This window comes from Luteolibacter sp. AS25, assembly GCF_046736275.1.
Taxonomy (GTDB): Bacteria; Verrucomicrobiota; Verrucomicrobiia; order Verrucomicrobiales; family Akkermansiaceae; genus Luteolibacter.
In genome coordinates this window covers 2685370-2703290 of the sequence record NZ_CP151837.1, presented here as the reverse complement: position 1 = coordinate 2703290, position 17921 = coordinate 2685370, and the positions used below count along the sequence as shown (strand labels likewise).

Genomic DNA, 17921 nt, shown 5'->3' with positions numbered 1-17921 from the left:
TCAGCTATTAGAATTTCCACTCTACGCCGGCGAAGACCGAGCGTCCGTCGCCAGGGAGGAACTGTGCCTGATCAATGCCGCCTGCATCCTGGAGGACGCCGTAGGTGGAGGCGTATGTCTCATCTGTGAGGTTTTTCGCTTCAATGAACCATGAGAGTCCATCCGCGACTCTGCGACCGACCTTGAAGCCAAGGAGTGCATAGGGATCAGCAGATAGGGTATTGGCGTGGTCGATATAGGATTTCGTAGGAGACCACTCGAAAGTAGGTCCAGCGTAGTAGCCGCAAGAATTTTCCCAGAGGAGTTCCCCGCGAATGAGGGAGGGTGGGATACCGGCGATACGGTTGTCTCCGTAGTTTGCGTCGTCATCGAAACGAAAGCTACCGTAGGTGTAGCTGGAACGGAACATGAGGCGGTGTGCCGGGGTGTCCTGAACCAAATCGGAGCCAAGGAGGTCCGCCTGAAAGCCGAGTTCCAAACCGTAATGGATGGTTTCATCCGCATTGATGGTGGCCGAGAGGCCGGTAGCGGCGTCGGTTAGAGCCAGGAGTTCGTCTTCGATTTTCGAGTAGTAGAGGGTGGCATCCCAGCTGACGGCACCGGAGGTGGCACGGGTGCCGATCTCTAATGTATCGGCGATCTGCGCGTCTGTTGCGAAGCGAGTGCCGGTGGCAAAGTTAGTGAGTGCGGCTTCCGAGAAGGAAGGCGGCTCAAAGGAGCGGGAATACCCACAGAAGAACTGAACACCATATACATCGTAGGTGAGGCCGAGAGCCGGGGCGATGTTGAAGTAATCCTCGTCGAGCGAAGCAGTTCCTGTTTCCTCACGGGTGGAGTAAGCTGCGGCGAGTGCTGCAGTGACGTTCAGGCCTGCTGTGATCTCGTGTTGGTTTTCGACGAAATATTCGAGATTTGTGGCGGTCTGGTCGGTATCGGTGAACTGGAATCCACGCACGCCGGCTGTGGTGGCGAAGATGGCGTTATCCGTTTCCCCGTGGCTGTAACTGATGCCTGTGCGGAAGCGGTTTGCACGACCGAACAACTGGGTGTTGTTTTCGAGGTTTGCTCCAATGACGAGGTCATTGCTGAGCGCATCAATGATACCGAAGTTCAGCGGGTGATCGAGGTCCTTGTAGGTCCAGGCCGCGAAAAGATCGATGATGTTGTCACCGGTCCGCAGGGTGGTTTTATTGGCGAAGCGGAAGAGCTGGAAGTCGCGTTTGTTGTCATTGAGCACGACTCCAACGCCGGCCTGGCGTGGGTTGGCTTCCAGTTCTGCTTTGGTCAGACTGCCGGGGAGTTCGGAGTCTGTGTTGATGGCGCTGAGGTAGAAGCGTGTTTCAAGGTCTTCGTTCAGTTGCAGGCCAAAGTTCGTGTTGAAACGTTGAGTGGATTGCTCCGCGTGGTCCCGGAAGCCGTTTTGCTGGGATTGGGAAAGGGAGAAATAGAGGTCCTTGGAGCCTTCCGTGATACCACCGGCGATGTGGGCTTTCAGGTATTCATACGAGCCAGCTTCGATGCGGGCGGAATAGTAATCGTGGTTCCTGCCGGTATAGGAAAGGTAGTCGATTGCACCGCCGAGAGTGGTGGAGCCCTGGGAAATGGCATTTCCACCGCGCCAGATATTAATGTGGGAGATGGCTAGTGGATCCACGGATTGCATGTCGAACCCGCCGTCCGCGAGGTTCCACGGGATGCCGTCCTGGGAGAACTTTATGCCTCGGCCGTGGAAGGTCCGCTGCAGGCCGGAGCCGCGGATGGAGATACGTGCTTCATCCGAGCCGAAGCGGGATTGAGCAACAACACCCGGAGAGAGGAAAAAGGTATCGGCTAGCGTGGAAGCACGTCCGGTTAGGTAGCGTTCAGAGTCCACTACTTCAGTGCCTCCGGGCACTTCAGCGAGTTCTTCGCGGTCCTTTGTTATGGAGGGCTGGGTGAGCGATGTCTGATCCTCGGACTGAACGAGGGTGGTAGGCAAAGTTTCCTGGGAGGCATCCTGTGCCTGGGCGAGTGCGCTTAGAGCGCAGAGTGTGGTAATAGAAAAAGTTTTCATTTGAAATTAAGTCAAAAAATAGGTTCGGGAGCACGCGTCGCGGCGTTCGATGGAACGATGCGGGTGTGCCGATTACGGGATAGGGGTCGGTTTCCAAGCGCGGATGGTTCCGCAGGTAGCCGAGGTAAGAGCGATCCGCGAAAATGTGCGGGAATCGCTTGGAATTAAGCGGGCACAGTGGTGCCGCGTAAATTCGGAGGGATCTTAAGCTCGCGGTGGCGGGCTTGGAGGGCCGGACTGGTAGCTGACGAGAAGCTCGGCAGGTGCGGAGAAGCTCGCAAATAGTGCCTCCTGCGAAACCGGTTCTTTCAAACTTGCCAGAGAAATGGGGAGGAGCTCCTTGGAAAGTTTTTCCAGGGTGGGGAGGACTGGGTCCTGCTTCGAATCATCCTGTTTGGAGGCTTCAATCCTGATACAGAGTGAGCAGGGTTTTTCACCGGAAAAGGTATCAACGGCGGCTTCCGCGAGGGAGGATTCCTGTGAATATTCGACCAACATCGTGGCCCATGCGTATGACTGCACAAGGGCGTAGGGGCCGCCTGTAAGATGAAGGCAACCGAAAATGAGGAAGAGATATTTGAAGAGTTTTTTCAAATGGCGGGAGCCACGTGTGGCCGGACGGTTCCGTTTAGATGAGAGTGGATGACGGGGTCAAGTTTGATGAACGCCGATTATGAGTCAATTTTATCAAAGTTGTCCTATTTCAGGATTCGGGTGAAATGATCGAGGGTGAGTTGCCAGACCTGGCGTGCGATTTCTGGATCGTGGCGGTGGCCGACATCGCGCATGAAGGCGTGTTGGCCATTGAATTCGTGCCAAGAGAAGTTCAGGTCGGCATCTGACATGGTTTCGTAGATTTTGCGGCGACCCTCGCGCGGGATGTGCGGGTCTTGTTTTCCCCAGATCATAAGCATCTCAGCCTTGATTTCAGCACAGCGGGAGAGTGTGCCATCGTTCTGACCTTTCCCGAGTGATGCCTGATGTAGATCTGTTCCGTAAAAGCATGCACCGGCTTTGATATCCGGCTCTGTAATGCAGGCACGGAAGCTGAGGTGGCCGCCGAGGCAGATGCCGAGTGCCCCGATGTTACCGGAGGACGACGGGTGGTTTTTGAGGAATTCGACGAGCGCTTTGGCATCGGAATCGAAGGCTGAGATTTCCTTGGTGATTTTTAGTTCATTTCCGCGATCCGTATCCGGTTTATCGTAGTTGAGGACCTTTCCGAGAGGTTCGAATTCATGGTAGACTTCTGGTGTGGCAACTATGAATCCGTGGCCTGCAAGGAATTCAGCAGCGCGGCGGATAGGCTCGGTGACCTGGTATATTTCCGAGTAAAGGATGATGGCCGGGTATTCTCCCTCCGCGACCGGGCGGAAAATATGGGTGCGCATGGTGCCGGTAGCAGTCTCGACATCGGCGTATTCATCGTTGCGGTAGATCATGGTGGGTGGTTCCTGAGGGTTGTTTATATGGAAAGAAGAACGGAGCAAAGGACGGGGTTCTATTTTTACAGAAACAGTTTATTGCGGGGGTGTTGAACTTTAGGAGTTGTGTGATAGTTTGATTGGATTTCCGCTATCTGATTGATGATAAAAACCTAATAGATCAGAGGGCGATGCATTTGTATGAAGCCAGATAAAGATGGGATAGAGAAAGAACAGCAAGTGCTGGCTTCCGGGAAGGACCGTGTGGAGGGGGTAATTTCCAAGTGGGAAACGGATCGCGGATTTGGGTGGGTGAAATATGATGGGGGAAGTCTGTTTGCGCATATCCGTGAATTCGACAAAGGATTCATACCGAGGGATGGGGACAAAGTGACTTTCATGGTAGGTCTGGATCCGAAAGGCCGACCTTCCGCCAAGGCTTTAAAATGCCCGAGACATTCATCAGTGCCTTCGATAAAGGCTTGGCTATGGCTCGCGCTCCTTCTGGCGCTACCTTTTGCGGCGAACCTGAAATTGCCGACTGCTCCGTGGATGGTCCCGCTGGCTATGCTGCCGGTCTCGGTTGCGGCGTGGATTTTATACAGGTATGACAAGAAACGCGCGAATGCCGGAAGGTGGCGAGTTTCCGAGACAGAGCTTCACGGTTTAGAACTTTTTGGCGGATGGCCGGGGGCTTTCCTGGCACAGCAGAAGTTCCGGCACAAAACACGGAAGTTGAGTTATCAGGCAATCTTTTGGTCGATCGTATTCCTTTATCAGCTCGTGGCGCTGGATGTGGTGATGGACCACTGGTTATGGACTGAGGCAACCACGTTTATGAAAGACTGGATGACTCCGAATATTTAATTCTGAGAATTTGGAGACAAAAAAGGGGCGACCAATGGCCGCCCCTTTCAAGTTTTTAACAGTATTAAATCAGCCTACTTACGTGACTGCTGCTCGACGATATCGTAAAGCTTCGCGGCGCCTAGCACCAGCAGGGCAGGTTTGGCAAAAATTGCGGTGAGGCGGATTGGTGCGGCAAGGAGTGCTGCGACCGGAAGGCGGTTGAGGCAATATCCCGCACCCAAGGCGATCAACACAGCTTTACCAGGGGACTGACGGATTTTCTCCTCACAGTCTTCCAAGCGATTGCAGGCTTTGGATTTCACGTTGTCGGCCAGGGTTTTAGCTCCTTGCACGATCTTAGGGTCTTGTTCTGTTTCGATGATATCTGTGTTCATATGGATTACCAAAATTTGAGTGAATTGATTGCGGAGTTAATCGAGTGAGAGACACTGTCTCCGGCGTCTGAAAGTGGTCCGTCCACATAGCGCTGGCGGAATGTAGGCTGCGAACGGCCTTCCAAGATGAGGTAACAAACGGCTGCGCCGAGAAAAGCTGCACCGGCTACATAAGCGATTGGATTGCGTCTGATGGCGTCGCTGGTGCTTTCGCACATTTGGCAGGATTCCTTACGGACCGTCTCACAGCATGAAGCTGCGGATTCTTTAGCTGATTCCAAGGAGTGTTGGACTTTATCCTTGAGTGGTTCGGGAGAGGTTGTTGGCTCTGTATTCATGATTCAGTTTTGGTTATGTTTAAATGACTATACGAGAATCGTTGCAGATGCCGTTCCCTTTCTAAATTATACGAAAACACCGTGGTTCCAAGGAATAGGAAACACGGGGATCTTAGCTGACTCGCATTTTGCAATGTCGAGAAGGTTGCGGGTTGCAGAAGGAACTCTCAACCCGCTTGGTGAATAATCCTACTTATCGAATTGTGCCTTGTACTCTCCGAGTCCGTTCTCCTCGAGCTTATCGACCGGGATGAACTTAAGTGCTGCGGAATTGATGCAGTAGCGGAGACCGGTCGGAGCGGGACCATCGTCGAAGACGTGGCCCAGATGGGTATCTGCCTCCACGGAGCGAACCTCGGTGCGGACCATTCCGTATTTTTTATCTACCACGTCTTTCACATTTTCCTTGGATACTGGCTTTGAGAAAGAAGGCCAACCGGTTCCGGATTTGAATTTATCCTTGGAGCTGAAGAGAGGCTCTCCGCTTACGATGGATACGTAGATGCCATCCTTTTTATTATCCCAATATTCATTTTTAAACGGGGGCTCGGTTCCATCTTCCATGGTGACCTTGTATTGCATGGGAGTCAGCTTGTCTTTGAATGCGGCTTTTTCAGCGCTGGTTTCACCACAGCTAATGGAGAGTGAGGCTAAAAGGACGGTGAGAGTAGAGAGTGATTTCTGGAGCATAAGTCTTATTTGTTGTTCTATGTGAGTATAGATCAGGGTGAAATATTCGCAAATTTATCGGATGGTGTGGATGGTAGGTTGATGAACCGTGGCATTCCTGACTAGAAAGAGCTGTGAGGAAAGATAGATTGGACGCACTGATTTTTAATCGAGGAATGACTGATTCGCGGGAGCAAGCGAAGCGGCTTGTGCTTGCAGGGGAGGTGAAGGTGAATGGACGACCGGTGGATAAACCCGCGGAGCGATTCGGGGAAGATGCGGTGGTTGAAATCAAGGAGAAGCCGAAATTTGTGGGCCGGGGAGGCCTGAAGCTCGAAGGAGCGCTGGAGCACTTCGGCATTGATGTGTCAGGATGTACTTGCCTCGATGTGGGTGCTTCGACCGGCGGTTTTACCGACTGCCTATTGCAGCGTGGGGCGGTGAGGGTGCATGCGATCGATGTGGGGACAAATCAACTTGTATGGAAACTGAGGAGTGACCCCAGGGTGGTCTCCCGTGAGAAATTTAATGCGAGGAATATGGTGGAGGCAGACTTGGGTGAAAAAGTGCGGCTTGCCGTGATGGATCTTTCGTTCATTTCTCTAACCAAAGTTTTGCCTGCCGTGTTCGGAGTTCTGGAGGAGGGAGGGGCGGTTGTCTGCCTGATCAAACCGCAGTTCGAGCTGCAGCGGGAAGATGTGGGAACCGGTGGAATTGTACGGGATGAAGCGCTAAGGGAGAAGGCTGTGGAGAAAATCCGGAAGTTTGTAACAGAGGATTTCGGGAAGGAATGGAAGGGGCTGATCCCCGCTCAAATCGCGGGAATGGACGGAAATCAGGAGTTTCTCGCCTGGATCGAATAATCTTCAAAAATATTTCGAATAAAAATCTCTAGCGATACTCTATAATTAGCATACGATTCGTCTGGAAATTCGTATCTCCACGTTAACGACAATCAAAAAAACATGAAACTACTACTAACAGCATTCAGCGCGGTATTCCTCACTACTTCACTTACATTTGCAGGCAACTGCGAAAAGTGCGACGGCGACAAAGAAAAAGATGAGTCAACAGTGATCGCCGCATGTGAAAAGTGCGACAAGCATAAGGACAAAGAAGAAGGCACCCTCGCCGGAAACTGCGAAAAATGTGACGGTGAAAAAGATTCCGATGAGTCCTCACTTCTCACTGGTAAATGCCCTGGCGAAGAATGCGACGGTGACAAAGAAGAAGGAACACTCGCAGGCAAATGCAAAGGCGAAGACTGCGACGGTGAAAAAGACGAGTCCACTCTCCTTGCAGGCAAGTGCAAAGGTGAAGAGTGCGATGGCGAAAAGGATGAGTCCACTTTCGCTTAATCTCTGAATCCTCCGGATTTAAATTTCAAGGCCATCGGGGAAACCCGCTGGCCTTTTTTTGCGGTCTGAAACGGAGACCCGAACACAAAAAAGCCACCGGAAATCTCCGATGGCTTTTTATAATATTTCAGTGAAATCGGCGAGTGGGCCGCTTTCCTGGAGTTACTTCTTGAGCACTTTGAGTTTGTTGATGCCATAGATGGCGTCTTCCCCGAGCTCTTCCTCGATGCGGAGGAGTTGGTTGTATTTTGCAATACGATCGGAGCGGGACATTGAGCCGGTCTTGATTTGGCCGCAGTTGGTTGCAACTGCGAGGTCAGCGATTGTGCTATCCTCTGTTTCGCCGGAACGGTGGGAGAGAACTGCTGTGTAAGCGTTTTCCTTGGCAAGCTCGACTGCATCGAAGGTCTCCGTGAGGGAACCGATTTGGTTCACTTTCACAAGGATGGAGTTGGCTACACCGAGATCGATACCTTTCTGAAGGAACTTTGAGTTGGTGACGAAGAGATCGTCGCCGACGAGCTGTGTTGTTGCACCAATTTTGTCGGTGAGAGTTTTCCAGCCGTCCCAGTCGTTTTCATCACAACCGTCTTCGATGGAGATGATCGGGAAGCGTTTCTGGAGGTCCGCGTAGAAGTCTACGAGCTCGGATGCCGACTTCTCGGAGTTATCGGATTTGTGGAAGACGTAGAGGCCTTTTTCCTTGTCGTAGAACTCGGAGGAAGCGACGTCGAGCGCGATGGAGATATCCTCGCCTACTTTGTAACCTGCTTTCTCGATTGCCTGGCAGATAACGCTGAGTGCGTCTTCCGCTGAATCGAGTTTCGGAGCGAATCCGCCCTCGTCACCTACTGCTGTGGAAAGGCCGCGAGCGTGGAGAACGCTTTTGAGTGCGTGGAAAACTTCTGCACCGTAGCGAACGGATTCGCTGAAGGTAGGGGCGCCGACAGGAACGATCATAAACTCCTGGAAGTCGATAGGGGCATCCGAGTGTGAGCCGCCGTTGATGATGTTCATCATCGGAACCGGAAGCACCTTGGCGTTAGGGCCGCCGAGGTATTTATAGAGAGGAACGCCGACTTGAGCTGCTGCAGCTTTTGCTACTGCGAGGGAAACGCCGAGGATGGCGTTTGCACCGAGTTTCTTCTTGTTCGGTGTGCCGTCCACATCGGCCATGATTTTATCAATCATGGCTTGTTCTGTGGCGTCGAGGCCGATCAATTCGTCAGCGAGAGTTTCGTTCACGCTGTCAACCGCTTGAAGGACGCCTTTTCCGAGGTAGCGGTCTTTGTCTCCGTCGCGAAGTTCGTGTGCTTCGTGTTCGCCTGTGGAAGCTCCCGATGGAACTGCTGCACGGCCGACCGCGCCACCTTCGAGGTGAACGTCAACTTCTACGGTAGGATTGCCGCGTGAATCGATGATTTCACGGCCGCGGATTTCGATGATTGTGGTAAGGTCCATATTCATTAGTGGAAAAGGTTAAACTTATGGGTTGTAGGAAGTGATTGCAGTAATCGTGAGGGTCTTCATTTCCTCAGACACGACGTCGCGAACTTTCGCTTCGTCTCCGACGGATAGGCCCATGAGGGCTTTGCCGACGTCTGAGAGGTAGGAAACCTCTTTCTTATCTGGATCTGAATCCCACGCACCAAGTACTGTTATAGCTTGATCTGTGCCTTGCTCGTCTTTGAGGGTGACGATTGTGCCAATATTGACAGTTTCTGTGTCAGCGCCTTTGAAGTCTGTGCCGCGGGCGAGTGCGATTTCGCGTTCGAGAGCGGCGCGGCGATGGGCGAGGAATTTCTCCATGTCCTTGGCGGACTTGTATTCGAAGTTCTCGCGAAGGTCTCCGTATGAACGTGCGATTTTGACGTCCTGAAGGTTTTGCGGGATTTTCTCGCGGATGAGTTCCTCGAGTTCCTGCTTCTTCTTATCAAGGGAGCCCCATGAGACAAGGAGTGGCTCTTCGCGTTTGGCTGCATTTTGTCCGGAGACAAGTTCGACTGTTTCCGGGCGAACCTTGATGATGCGGGCCATGAGGGATTTCTTCTCAAGATCGGCAAAAACAGGGCAGTCGAGCATACGACGTGCGAAGTTTTTCGCTTCGTTGAGGTCCATTCCGCTAACGAGGTCGGAGAGCAGGTTCTTGTCATCGCCGAGGAGGCTCTGAAGACGGGAAGTTTTCCGTGGGCCGTCCGAGAGGTGGTCGTTCTCAAGAAGATTGAGAATGGAGGCACCGACATCAGCGCCGAAGATTTTCTCTGCTGAGCCTTTCCGTTCACGACAGACCCAGATGAGGGCGTCCGGACCGAGTGCCCGACGGGCGAGTGCGGAGCCAAGGTGCTCGATGAGTGGGTCCATTCCGTCGTTTTCAGAAAGAATGCGTGCGATTTCTGTAACGCCGCGTGCGCCGACCTGGTCGAAGACGGTTACGATTTTTGAAATCCATTCATCACCAAATGCGCTTTCGAAAGCTTCGTAGACTGCACGTTGGCGGGTGGATGGGAGTGCGATGAGTTCCTCGGCGATGCGGCTGAGGTCCGAGCCGGCGATAAGATCGCTGAGGCGGACTGCGGAAGGATCGAGCTCGAATGCTTTATTGCTGTCGATGACTTCGTCACGGGCTGCAACGAGTTGCATGGCTTGGCCAAGTTGGACCCGGGCTGCTTTTTTCGCGCCATCATCGATGTCTGCGAGCAGTTGGCGAAGTGCGTCTGGATCTTCGTCGAAGGCACCGATGTCCGAAGCAATTGCTTCGAGGCCTTTGATCATGCCTTTGATATCCTTGGCTGCTTCAAAGTCAGCGAGAAGAGCTTGAGCTGGGGTAATATCGGTTGAGCGGAGAACGATGTTCTCGGTGCGTTTTGTAGGAACGACGGCTTTGCGGCTTTCCTTGACTGCCTTTTTGGTGGCGTCCCACCATTTCTTATACTCCTTGGTTGGAATGACGGCGCCGCTAACGAGTTGCTCGATGGCCTCGCCGGTGATTGTGCCGCCGTGACTTTCCAGAATATGGACAACGAGGGCTACGGAGTCTTCCTTGGCGAGTTTCTTGAGTTCTTCGATTTCCTCGATTTTCTTGGAACGGAAGTCGTCTTCAGGGAGCCACTCGGTTTTTTGCATGGCGAACTGGAGGTCCATTTCCTGTCCACTTGAGTGTTCAAAATCAACGATAATTTTCTTTGAACCAAAGTCCCAACTTACGATTTTGCCGGCTCCGAAAGATTTGTGGAGACAAAAATTCCCGGGTGCGAGCTGTGAAAGACGTTCTCCGACAGGCGCAGGTATTTTACCGGCCTCTACCAATTTCTCGACATCAGGATGCATGGGCGCGAGCTTGGAAAAGCTGAGCGGATAAGGCAAGCCTAGGGGTGATAAATAGTGATAAGCACCGTATTCGCGGGGTTATTGAGCGAATACGGGCTAATCCGGGTGCCTGAATCAGGACTTTACGAGTCTGGCTGCGAGAAGCTCGCGCTGGAAGATGAGCTCTTTCGGGAGGTGATCGTAGAGATCGATGAATAGTTCACCTTGGGATACTACTTCCGAGCGCCACTCGCGGGTATCAAATTTCATAACCCGGTCGAAATCTTCCTGGGTAAAGTTTTCCAAGCCTTCCGTGTTGAAGTCCTGGAAATCAGGAGTCCATCCGATTTGTGTTTCGTGACCGGCGGCGTTGCCTTTGCAGCGATCGATGATCCACTCGAGGACACGGATGTTTTCGCTGAAGCCCGGCCACATGAATTTCCCTTCTTCTGTTTTGCGGAACCAGTTTACGTGGAAGAAACGTGGGAGGTGGGTGAGCTTGCTGCGCATCTCATACCAATGGCCGAAGTAGTCGCCCATGTTGTAGCCGCAGAACGGAAGCATGGCCATAGGATCCCGGCGGACTTTTCCGATGGTTCCCGCAGCTGCTGCGGTCATTTCCGAGCCCATGGTCGCGCCGATGTAAACGCCGTGTGACCAGTTGTAGGCTTGATAGACGAGTGGCATGGTGGTGGCTCTGCGACCGCCGAAGATGATGCCGTCGATCGGGACGCCATCCGGGTTCTGCCAATCGGGATCGATTGTAGGACATTGTGAGGCTGGCGCGGTGAAGCGGGCGTTGGGATGAGCCGCAGGGGTTTTCGAATCGGGAGTCCAGTCGTTGCCTTTCCAGTCGATGAGATGAGCCGGGGCTTCCTTGGTCATCCCTTCCCACCAGATATCGCCGTCATCCGTGAGGGCTACATTGGTGAAAATAGCGTTTTCTGCCATGGATTCCATGGCGATGCGGTTGCTTTCCCAGTTGGTGCCGGGGGCGACGCCGAAGAAACCTGTCTCAGGGTTGATGGCGTGAAGCTTTCCGTCTTCGTGTGGCCAGAGCCATGCGATGTCATCGCCAACGATGGACGTTTTCCAGCCTTTGTCCGCGTAGGATTTTGGCGGTTCAAGCATGGCGAGGTTGGTCTTGCCACAGGCGGATGGGAATGCGGCTGAGACGTAGGTTTTGCTGCCGTCCGGAGCATGGAGGCCGAGGATGAGCATGTGCTCTGCCATCCATTTGTGCTCGCGTGCGATATTAGATGCGATGCGGAGCGCGAGGCATTTTTTACCCAAGAGCGCGTTGCCGCCGTAGCCGGAGCCGTAGGACATGATCTCGCGGGTATCGACGAAATGGGAGATGTATTTATCGTCGTTACAAGGCCAAGGGACGTCCTCCTGTCCTTCTGCGAGCGGTGCACCGACAGTGTGCATGCATTTGATGAACTGGGCATGGCCATCGCGTTTTTTCTCAAGGGTCCCGTCGGTTTCTTTTTCGAGACGCTCGAGAACGTGGGAGCCCATGTGTGCCATGATGCGCATGTTGACTACGACGTATGGGCTATCGGTGATCTGGATGCCGATTTTGGCGAGGGGCGAATCCATGGGGCCCATACAGAAAGGGATAACATACATGGTGCGGCCTGCCATGGAGCCGGTGAATTTTCCGGTCAGCAAATCACGCATTTCGATAGGGTCCGCCCACTGGTTGGTCGGGCCGGCCTGATCGGGCCGCTTGGTGCAGATGAATGTGCGTTCCTCGACGCGGGCGACGTCCGATGGTTCCGAGCGGGCGAGGAAAGAGTTCGGACGTTTTTCCGGATTCAGGCGGATAAATGTTCCCTGATCGACTAGTTGCTGGGCGAGGCCGTCCCATTCTTCCTGGGAGCCATCGCACCAGACGACGTCGGTAGGTGTGACGAGAGTTTCGACTTTATCGACCCATTCCTGAAGGGCCGTGCAAGATGTGTTTTTTGTATTCATTCTGTAGAAAAGTTAAGCGGATGAGAGAAGGTGGGCAAGAATACCCGAATAAATGAGGGGCTTTTGATGAGATATGCGAAACCGGGTAAAGCTTCGAGGGGCGTATTGAATATTTCGATAGGGAAAGTAGGTAGATGAGGTCTATCCGCTTACGATAAAAGCTCCATGAGATGGCGGTGGATTTCCTGATTCTCCATGGTCCCCTGAAAGCGTTGGGATTGTGGCCCGAGGGCGGTGAGGATGGCGGGGTCCGAAGTATGGGAGGTTCCGGTCCAGCCAATTCCCGTGTGATTTCCTGCGATTTGGCCGAGAAGTCCCTGGGGGTTCCTTAACTGGTTACTCCACTCCGTGAAGGATTGTTCCACAATCCCCGTGGTGTCTTTTTCCCCTTTTGTCGCGAGTCTGGCCGCTTTTTTTCCTGCCGGGTTCCTAAATGCGGCGGTGAGGGCTTCTGCTTCGTCGGGTGATAGTTTGAAGCCTAGATTAACTTCTATTAAATTAGCCATGGACTCGGGGTCTTTTGATGGTGCGCTTCTCCATTTCTGGAAGATCCTTTCGTGGGAAGCGCTCATTTTAGTAATATTGCGAAAGGCTTCGCTGGTATTAGCATAATGCTTGCCAGTTCCGTTTAGTCCGGGGTTTCCGTTGCCGTGATCCGTGGTAACGATAATTAGTATGTCATCGCGCCCGGCTGTCATTTCGAGAACGGTCTCGAGTGCCTGATCGAAGGCCAGTTGGTCCCAGATCAGCCCGGCGATATCGTTTGCGTGGGCGCCGTGATCGATGCGGCCGCCTTCGATCTGGAGGAGAAATTTCTGGTTTGAGAAAAGCATGTTCCGCACGGCTGCCTTGGACATCTCAGATAAGGTGGGCACGGTGCGCTGCAGGGAGCGGTCATTGAGACGATCGATTTCGTAGGGAATGTGGCCGTTGCTGAACAGGCCGAGGATGCGCTCGCTTTTGGATTTGAGTAGGGAATTCCGGTCGCGAACGAGCTCATAGCTTTTCTTTTGGAAAGGGGTGAGTGCGTCGCGGGAGTCGACTCTTTGTTTTGGATCGAAAAATTTCAAACCGCCACCGAGGAGTATATCCACAGTATCCAGGTATTGCGGGGCGATGAGATGCTCATGATCCCGGTTTTCAGTGACGGACGCGAAGCCCGCCGGTGTGGCGTGGGTAATGGAGGCAGTAGAGACCAGGCCGGTGCGCAGGCCTAATTTCTTCAGCGATCGCATGATTGGCTCCGATTCGGAGCCGTCCGGACGGACGTTGACGGAGTTGTTGTTGATTTTCACGCCGCCACCCCAGGCAGAAGAAGCTGCTGAAGAGTCTGTGACCAGCGAGTTTGCCGAGCTGGTTTCCATCAGGCCCTGTACGGAAGCCGGATTCCCGATCAGGTCCCACCAGGCTGTGCCGCGGTTGCGGACTATTTTCGAAAAATTCTGGGCAATGGAAAGGACTCCGGGGCTCATGCCATCCGAGACCATAAATATGATGCCGTTTACCTCGGAGGATTTTTCCTGTGCCCGGGAAGTACCTGCGAGAAATGCGGAGGTGCCGAGAAGGCTGCCGATCCTGAGGATATCGCGGCGGCCATAAGAGGATGGTTGCATCCTCACGAAGCTAGTGGGGATGCATGGGTAGGCAAGGGGGCAGTTTGTGACTTTACTGCCAGCTGGTGTCTATTTCAGCGTCGAAATATAAGAGATAAGATCCGCCATGGTGGCATCAGGCAGCCCGCCGAAGCTGGCTGGCATGAAGGAACGGCCAGCGACGAAATCAGCTCTTTTGATCTCGGCCGTCGGAACGAAGATTCTGCCGCCGCCCATAACTGCTACGGTTTTGCCGAGGGGTTCTTCTTTTTCAAGGAATCCTTCGATGGAGGACCCATCGGTTTTCGTAATCCGGTAGAGGCCGTAGGCGCCTTCCACGGCATCGTCTGGAGAGACGATAGCGGTAAGGAGGTGCTCGAGATCACGGAGACCGGAACCATCGAGTGGTGGTGCGATGCCCGCGCCTTCCGAGCCGACGGCGTGGCAGGCGAGGCAGCTGGAAAAAATGGCTTTGCCTGCTTCAGGGTTTCCCGGGTTTTTCCCGATGAAATCGACGAGGTGTTCGATTCTGGCGGCGGCTGTTTTCTGCTGTTCTTCGATTTTCCTGTCGCTGGATGCCTTGATGGCCAGCGCGGCTGTATTCTTACGGAACGCTTGGGAGATGCGCTCCGCGGAGGATCGATCAAATGCATCATCGGTAAGTTTATTCTCCGCGTAGAGTTCGGTCAGAATTTTTGCGCCCGCCTTCGATTGTGAGAAGACGGTGGCGAGAGCTGTTGGATCCCGGCCTTCCATGAGTGTCACGAAAATGGCCTTTCCTGCCTTTGGGTCCACCTGGGCGATCGAGTGGGCCGCATCGATGCGTAGATCGGCCGGGAGACTTCTGTCCGAGGCTATGGAGGAGAGGGGTTTGCTGTTTTGCTTTGCATTGATCGCCATGGCGGAGACGAGCAGGCGAAGGGTGGCAGGATCTTTCCCTTCAACCTCAATCTTCGAAACATCCGCATTCAGACCGGTGATTTTCAGGCTGGAGATCGCGTTAAGGGCTAGCGGAAGGGTTTCTTCCGACTGGAGGAGATATTTCACAGCGGGTGTAAGAATAGCTGCAAGCTGCTTTGATTGCACACGGGATTGGTTGGCGACGGCGATTTTTGCGTAGTCTATCGCTGTGTTTTCTTTTTGGAAGGTGGGGGCAACTGCCGCGTAGATTTCCTTGTTGTTAAGGGCGCCGGCTATGGCGACGAAAGTCTCGGAATCGATGGTGCTGCCGGAAACTTTACTCCAGAGCTGGAGGAAAATGTCTTTTTTGGAGGCCTCGTCATCGAGCGCCTGAATGGCCCAGAGAACGTTGGTTGGATCATGCTTGTCGGATGAAGATGCGAGGTAGGCCTTCAGTTGCGCAGGGAATTTCTCAAGAGCCATGCGGGCGAGAAACCGCTCGAAGGTGCGCTCGTATGAACCGCCGAGCTGAAGCCCGCTGAGGGCAGGTTTGCTGGCCTCGATAAGGAGATTGATAACAGCTGGATCGGATTCATTGAGGTCGCCAAGTGTGCGGATGGCCTGTGAGCGGATCATTGCGTTGCTGTCATTGATGGCAGGGCCAACCAGAGAGGCGACGCGGGCGGGGGTGATGGAAAAAGTCGCCAATGAGCGGATTGCTTCCCGGCGGAGGTTTTCGTCTGCGGCGGAGACGAGATTTTTCATAAGCTCTTCGTCAAACTGGCCGAGGTCTTCCAAGGACCAGAGGGCGAGGATGCGGGTGGGGATATCAATTTCCTCGGCAGAGGCGATTGCGCTGAGTTCGGGGGTGAGCTGGGAGAGGTTTCTATCTACGATCTGATGCCAGGCGGCGCGCTTTTCCCAAAGGATAGGGGCTTTCAAGTGAGCGATAAGCTGCTCGGGAGTAGCTTTGGTAACGTCGGGAATTTTACGTTCCGGCTGATCAACGTGGCGGATACGCCAGATGCGGCCATGGGATTTGTCACGATCGGGGTGGGAGGTGGTGACTTCGTTGTGAGAGACGATTTTGTTGTAGAAATCGGCGATGTAGAGGCAGCCATCCGGGCCGAATTCAAGGTTGACTGGACGGAACCAATCGTCTTCTGCGGTCAGGAAATCGGGGAGGTGTTCGGCAGTGACCGAGCCGTCTGTATTGCGGACGATGCGGACGGCGTTGATGGTATTGGTGATAGGGTTTGCAAGCAGGGCGATGTCTTTCCACTCCGCGGGGAAGCCTCCGGCGAGGTCCTCGGCGAAGGCGAGACCTGAGATGCCGGTGCCGCCGACGCGGAAATCGTGAACTACGGGAAGGTAGGGTTGGTAGCTGCGGATTGGTTTTGAGGCAGGGCCTTTCATGCCGGTACCGTGCTCGTAGGGGATGACGGAATAGCCGAGGTCGTTGGCTTCGGTGCCATACCATTGGCCGTTTGAGCGGATCTGGAGTCCCCACATGTTCGCGAGGCCGACGGAGACGATTTCAAGGTCTTTTCCATCGAGGGAAAAGCGGACTTGGCTGGCGGCGTCGATGCGTGTTTGTTTTCCTGAGGCGACGGCGGTTACGAGACCTTTGTTCAGGGCTCCCTGGGAGAAGTGGATATAATTACCAGGTGAGCGGACAAGCAGGTGGGCCATGGTGTGTGTATCCGTGAAGCCGAAGCCGGTAAGTACGGGCTCCATGGTATCGGATTTGTTGTCGCCATCAGTATCGCGGAGGAGGAAAAGTTCCGAACCGTGGGCGACGTATGCGCCGTCCTTGTAGGGGAGGATACTTTGAGGAATGGAGAGTCCTTCCGCCCAGGCATGGATTTGGCCGGTTGCGGGTTTTGTGGGGTCATCGAGGACAAGTATTTTATCGGTTCCCTTGCTTTTCAGCTGATATAGATCGCGGACTTTTTTGAAATTGGGGTTCTTCTCCTGGGCTTCTGTATCGTCCATGAGCTTGAGGACTTGGCTGAAGCTGATGTCGGTGATGGGATCCATCGGATACATTTCGGCAGTTTGGGTCCAGAGGCGGCCGGCATCATCGAAGGAGATGTCAATGGGGTTGATGACACCATTTTCCTCGGATGCCACGAGTTCGATAACGAAGCCTTCCGGGACGGTGAAGCCTGCGAGTTCTTCCGAAGGGCTGGATGCGGAGGTGCGGCCGGATTGGGTTTTCTTCGAGGCGATGGGTGGTGAATCCTCCGCTGCTGGCGTTGCGTTTTTTCCTTGGGCGGGGGCCTTCTTGCGGGCTTTCTTCGGGGCCTTGTTCTTGCGTTCCGGAGGCGCTTTTTTGAGTGCCGCATCGAGTCCGCCGAGGGATTCCCATGTTGGCGCGTTCTCGGTCGGAGGAAGTTCTTCAATCGTGATATCTTTTATCTGAACGAGTGCCACACCTCCCCCGTGGACCTGTGGGGCGATGACACCATCAAGTGCGATGTTGGGATTTACCTCGGTATAGTCGGTGGCGAAAACATCGTTGATCCACACCTGGATGCGTGTCCCCTCAGCGCGGATCCGGTATTCGTTCCAGCCGAAGGTATCGACGGCTTCCTTGAGCGCCGCTTCATCGACGGGCAGGGCGATGGGCTGTCTGCGGCGGTGCTCATCGTAGATTTTTCCGAACCAATTATCCCCGCAGTCGATCTGGTAACCGGCCATGCCTTCTCCCTTCGGGAGGCGGATACTGCGAATCTGGATGCCACTGTTTATAAGCCCGGTTTCCGGATCTCCACTGCATTTGATTTTCAGTTTCAGCTCAAAATTCTGGAAGCTCTGTTTGGTGGAGATGAAATAGTTTGTCTTGATGTTTTCCGTGGTGGAGCCGCCGGTGATTGCTCCGTCTTCCACTCGCCAGACCTTGGGATTGTATTCCCAGCCTTCCAGGGTTTTCCCATCGAAGAGAGTGATGGGTTCCGCAAGTAGCGGGGTGAGGCCGGTTAGAAGAATCAGTAGAGGTCGGATGATTTTTTTCATGGAAAAGGTTTATTACTATATGGACATATATACTGGCTC

14 protein-coding genes are annotated in these 17921 nt (G+C 53.7%); 3 read left to right on the top strand and 11 right to left on the bottom strand.

Features of this window, described 5'->3' with window-relative positions; genetic code table 11:
• Positions 1–7: 7 nt before the first annotated feature.
• The 3 genes from AAGA79_RS12440 to AAGA79_RS12430 all read right to left on the bottom strand — a co-directional run bounded on the left by AAGA79_RS12440 (position 8) and on the right by AAGA79_RS12430 (position 3495).
• On the bottom strand, positions 8–2053 hold the full coding sequence (locus AAGA79_RS12440) for a TonB-dependent receptor family protein (RefSeq protein WP_411826128.1): 2046 nt from the start codon (positions 2051–2053) through the stop codon (positions 8–10).
• Between the two features lie 204 nt (positions 2054–2257).
• Positions 2258–2647, bottom strand: coding sequence for a hypothetical protein (locus AAGA79_RS12435; protein WP_411826127.1), 390 nt, complete (start codon positions 2645–2647; stop codon positions 2258–2260).
• Between the two features lie 104 nt (positions 2648–2751).
• Positions 2752–3495 carry a dienelactone hydrolase family protein gene (locus AAGA79_RS12430; RefSeq protein WP_411826126.1) on the bottom strand — a complete coding sequence of 248 codons (744 nt, stop codon included), beginning with the start codon at positions 3493–3495 and terminating at the stop codon, positions 2752–2754.
• Positions 3496–3678: 183 nt separating this feature from the next.
• On the opposite strand from AAGA79_RS12430, the gene AAGA79_RS12425 reads away from it, so the two are divergent.
• Complete coding sequence (locus AAGA79_RS12425) at positions 3679–4344, top strand: DUF1294 domain-containing protein (RefSeq protein ID WP_411826125.1); 666 nt, start codon at positions 3679–3681, stop codon at positions 4342–4344.
• A 74-nt stretch (positions 4345–4418) separates the two neighbouring features.
• On the opposite strand, the gene AAGA79_RS12420 is transcribed toward AAGA79_RS12425, so the two are convergent.
• From AAGA79_RS12420 to msrB, 3 genes are all read right to left on the bottom strand, one after another.
• On the bottom strand, positions 4419–4721 hold the full coding sequence (locus AAGA79_RS12420) for a hypothetical protein (RefSeq protein WP_411826124.1): 303 nt from the start codon (positions 4719–4721) through the stop codon (positions 4419–4421).
• Between the two features lie 5 nt (positions 4722–4726).
• The gene (locus AAGA79_RS12415; protein WP_411826123.1) at positions 4727–5059 is read right to left on the bottom strand and encodes a hypothetical protein; all 333 of its coding nucleotides are present in this window, start codon (positions 5057–5059) and stop codon (positions 4727–4729) included.
• A 189-nt stretch (positions 5060–5248) separates the two neighbouring features.
• On the bottom strand, positions 5249–5749 hold the full coding sequence (gene msrB, locus AAGA79_RS12410) for a peptide-methionine (R)-S-oxide reductase MsrB (RefSeq protein WP_411826122.1): 501 nt from the start codon (positions 5747–5749) through the stop codon (positions 5249–5251).
• A gap of 113 nt (positions 5750–5862) precedes the next feature.
• On the opposite strand from msrB, the gene AAGA79_RS12405 reads away from it, so the two are divergent.
• Together AAGA79_RS12405 and AAGA79_RS12400 are read left to right on the top strand one after the other, a co-directional pair.
• The gene (locus tag AAGA79_RS12405) at positions 5863–6591 is read left to right on the top strand and encodes a TlyA family RNA methyltransferase (protein ID WP_411826121.1); all 729 of its coding nucleotides are present in this window, start codon (positions 5863–5865) and stop codon (positions 6589–6591) included.
• A gap of 102 nt (positions 6592–6693) precedes the next feature.
• Positions 6694–7086, top strand: coding sequence for a hypothetical protein (locus AAGA79_RS12400; RefSeq protein WP_411826120.1), 393 nt, complete (start codon positions 6694–6696; stop codon positions 7084–7086).
• 162 nt (positions 7087–7248) lie between these two features.
• Here AAGA79_RS12400 and eno read toward each other — a convergent pair whose 3' ends face one another.
• From eno to AAGA79_RS12375, 5 genes are all read right to left on the bottom strand, one after another.
• Positions 7249–8547, bottom strand: coding sequence for a phosphopyruvate hydratase (gene eno / locus AAGA79_RS12395; protein ID WP_411826119.1), 1299 nt, complete (start codon positions 8545–8547; stop codon positions 7249–7251).
• A gap of 24 nt (positions 8548–8571) precedes the next feature.
• Positions 8572–10413 (bottom strand): GreA/GreB family elongation factor, encoded by a 1842-nt coding sequence (locus AAGA79_RS12390; protein WP_411826118.1) that lies wholly within the window; start codon positions 10411–10413, stop codon positions 8572–8574.
• A 114-nt stretch (positions 10414–10527) separates the two neighbouring features.
• The gene (locus AAGA79_RS12385; protein ID WP_411826117.1) at positions 10528–12372 is read right to left on the bottom strand and encodes a phosphoenolpyruvate carboxykinase (GTP); all 1845 of its coding nucleotides are present in this window, start codon (positions 12370–12372) and stop codon (positions 10528–10530) included.
• 149 nt (positions 12373–12521) lie between these two features.
• Positions 12522–13985, bottom strand: coding sequence for an alkaline phosphatase (locus AAGA79_RS12380; protein WP_411826116.1), 1464 nt, complete (start codon positions 13983–13985; stop codon positions 12522–12524).
• A gap of 69 nt (positions 13986–14054) precedes the next feature.
• Positions 14055–17882: a PVC-type heme-binding CxxCH protein gene (locus AAGA79_RS12375; RefSeq protein WP_411826115.1), complete on the bottom strand. Its 3828-nt coding sequence runs from the start codon at positions 17880–17882 to the stop codon at positions 14055–14057.
• Positions 17883–17921: the final 39 nt, after the last annotated feature.